This is a genomic window from Amycolatopsis sp. NPDC004368 (assembly GCF_053602515.1).
The window spans coordinates 1-2,958 of record NZ_JBSGDT010000086.1 but is presented as its reverse complement, the minus strand read 5'-3'; the positions used below and the strand labels follow the sequence as shown (position 1 = coordinate 2,958).

The 2,958-nt window shown below is 66.6% G+C and carries 3 protein-coding genes; all 3 read right to left on the bottom strand.

The window, feature by feature from the left end:
• On the bottom strand, positions 1–368 hold a 368-nt coding region (locus tag ACWEOE_RS42080), incomplete at its 3' end, for a GTP-binding protein (protein WP_452019445.1).
• A gap of 17 nt (positions 369–385) precedes the next feature.
• Positions 386–1,126, bottom strand: a complete 741-nt coding sequence (locus ACWEOE_RS42075; protein WP_452019443.1) for an urease accessory protein UreF — start codon at positions 1,124–1,126, stop codon at positions 386–388.
• Entirely contained in the window at positions 1,126–2,844 is a 1,719-nt protein-coding gene (ureC, locus tag ACWEOE_RS42070; RefSeq protein WP_452019441.1) for an urease subunit alpha, read from the bottom strand. Before ureC ends, ACWEOE_RS42075 begins: the two co-directional genes overlap by 1 nt.
• Positions 2,845–2,958: the final 114 nt, after the last annotated feature.

Here is a 2,958-nt window from a genome sequence, read left to right as displayed (position 1 = left end):
TATCGCTGCGTCAGCTCGTCGACGGCGTCGAGATTCATCGTCGGATCGTCGCGTACCGCCGTGTGGGGGCACGAGCCCGTCTCCACGCCCACCACGCGCTCCGGATCCAGCACTCCCGCCAGCGTCTTCCGCACGTGCTTCGCATCCTCGCTGGTGAAGATGTCGTTGGTGACCACCAGCGGTGTGTGCCCCGCCTCGATGAGCATCGGGACCAGCGCTTCGATCAGCGCCGTTTTGCCCGAGCCGACCGGCCCGCCGATGCCGATTCGGGCGACGCCGGGTGCTCGCAGAGCTGTGAACTCGGACAGATCATCATGGCCGTGGCCGTGGCCGTGGCCGTGGCCGTGGCCGTGTGAATGTGGCGCCATCGAGCTTGTTTCCTTCCTCAGCTGGCGAACAGCCGAACTTCGATTTCCTCGTGCTTCATCGCCATCACGTCCAACAGCGGCGTCGAGCTGCTGATGTCCGAGACTTGTTTGTCGACAGCCTCCAATGCGGCTTGGGCTATCACTGCACGAGCTCCGCTCAGCACCGCCTGAGCCGTCGTGTGATCGGTCACCGACAACCGAATCGCCGCGGCGACCCAGTTCGCCGAGAAGGCGAACAATTCGCCGGCCACCGCCTCGAGACGCGGTACCCCCAGGCAAGCGCTCTGGATCCCCAGAACTACCGCGTGGTTACCTGGTGTCTGTCCCTCTGCGACACACTTGGCGTAGCGCGCGAGCGCATCGCTGCCGAAGGCTGCGGTCGCCACTCTCAACAACGCCCGCCCGGTACGTGTGGAGGTTTCCCTCGCTTCCCGGGAAACCTTCACAGCGGTGAGCCTCTGGTCCGCCTGCGCGACGGCTTCGAGATCGATCGATTCCTCGGTAGCGGTGGCGCGGTGGGCGCAAGCCAACGCCACACCGTCCGATGGACCCACACCACCACGCAGGTGGTCATGCAGCAAACCGGACAGCACGGCCGGGGCTCGCACGGCCAGCGGCGAGCCGTTCTGCGCCAACGTCTCCAACCCGGACGACAAGGTGTAGCGGCCGCTCGGAAATGCGGAATCGCTCAGCTGGAGGACGGAGAGGAACCCCGACAACCACTCGGTGCCGGGCGCAGGCTGCCTGTACGAAGGCATCAGACGATGTAGTAGAGCTGGGACATGGAGACCTCGTCGGAGGCGGGCACGACGGCGGGCTGACCGTCCACTTTGACCTGGTAGGTCTCCGGGTCGACGGTGATTTCGGGGGTCAGGTCGTTGCGCACCATGTTCGCCTTGCCCACCGTGCGGCACCCGCGCACCGGTTCGGTCAACCGGTCGACCCCCAGTCGTTCCATGACCTTCGCGTCGGCCGCGGCCTGCGACACGAAGGTGACCGACGTGCGGCCCGCGGCCTTGCCGAGCGCGCCGAACATCGGTTGCAGCAGCACGGGTTCCGGGGTGGGGATCGACGCGTTCGCGTCCCCCATCACCGACCACGCCACGAAGCCGCCCTTGATGACGTACTTCGGTTTCACACCGAAAGTGTTGGTCGGCCACAAAACGATGTCGGCAAGTTTACCCGGCTCCAGTGAGCCGACGACGTGGTCGATCCCGTGCGTCACGGCCGGGTTGATCGTGAGCTTCGCCAGGTAACGCAGGATCCGCTGGTTGTCGTCGCCCGGGTTCTCCCCCGCCAGGCTCCCGGTGACCCGCTTCATCTTGTCCGCGGTCCGCCAGCAGGTCGACACCGTGTCCCCGACCCGGCCCATCGCCTGCGAGTCCGAAGAGTACATGCTCAGCACACCCATGTCGTGCAGAACGTCTTCGGCCGCCTCGGTCTCCGCGCGGATACGCGACTGCGCGAACGCGACGTCCTCGGGGTTGTCCGGATTCAAGTGGTGGGTCACGATCGTCATGTAGAACAGGTTGTCGGTCGTGTCCGTGGTGTAGGGCCGCGTCGGGTTCGTTGACGACGGCAGCACGTTCGGCAATGACGCGATGGCCATCATGTCCGGCGCGTGACCCCCGCCGGCACCTTCAGTGTGGTAGCTGTGGATCGTCCGCCCGTCGATCGCGTTCAGCGTGTCAGCCAGGTACCCGCTCTCGTTGAGCGTGTCGGCGTGCAGTGCGACCTGCACGTCGTATTCGTCGGCGACGCTGAGCGCGCAATCCAGGGCCGCGGGTGTGGCCCCCCAGTCCTCGTGCACCTTCAACCCGCAAGCCCCGGCTTCCACCTGCTCGCGCAGACCTTCCGGTCGGCTGCTGTTCCCCTTGCCCATCAGGCCGATGTTGACCGGCAACGTCGCGGTGGCCTCGAGCATTCTCGCCATGTTCCAGGGGCCGGAGGTGCAGGTCGTGCCTTTCGATCCGTCCGCCGGACCCGTGCCTCCACCGAGCAGCGTGGTGACCCCGCTCGACAACGCGTGCGGAACCTGAGCCGGCGTCAGGAAATGGATGTGGGTGTCGATGGCCCCCGCTGTGGCGATGAGGCCCTCGCCCGAGATCACTTCGGTCGCAGGGCCGATGATCAGGCCCGCCGAGACCCCATCCTGAACGAACGGGTTGCCCGCCTGGCCGACACCTACAATCCGGCCGTCCTTCACCCCGATGTCGGCCTTGAGAATCCCCAGCACCGCGTCCATCACGATCACCGAGGTGATCACGAGGTCGAGCACCCCATCGGTGCTGCGCAAGCCAGGCACTTGCGCCATCCCGTCGCGGATCGACTTCCCACCACCGTAGATCGCTTCCTCGCCCGGGAGGATCAGGCTCTTCTCCACCCGGGCGAGAAGCTCGGTGTCCGCCAGCCGGAACCGGTCACCGGTCGTCGGCCCGTACAGCGACGCGTACTGCATCCGCGAGACAGTGGTCATTCCTGCTCCCCCATTCCGGTGAACCCGCGCTCGGCGGCCCGCGCGATCGCGCGGGCCGCCGTCGCCGCGTTGTCGACATCACCTTCGACCGGCCCGCCTCGCTGGCGACGCTCA

Coding starts and splice junctions, on each gene's coding strand:
- ACWEOE_RS42075 (WP_452019443.1), bottom strand. CDS start 1,126: ATGCCTTCGTACAGGCAGCCTGCGCCCGGCACCGAGTGGTTGTCGGGG.
- ureC (WP_452019441.1), bottom strand. CDS start 2,844: ATGACCACTGTCTCGCGGATGCAGTACGCGTCGCTGTACGGGCCGACG.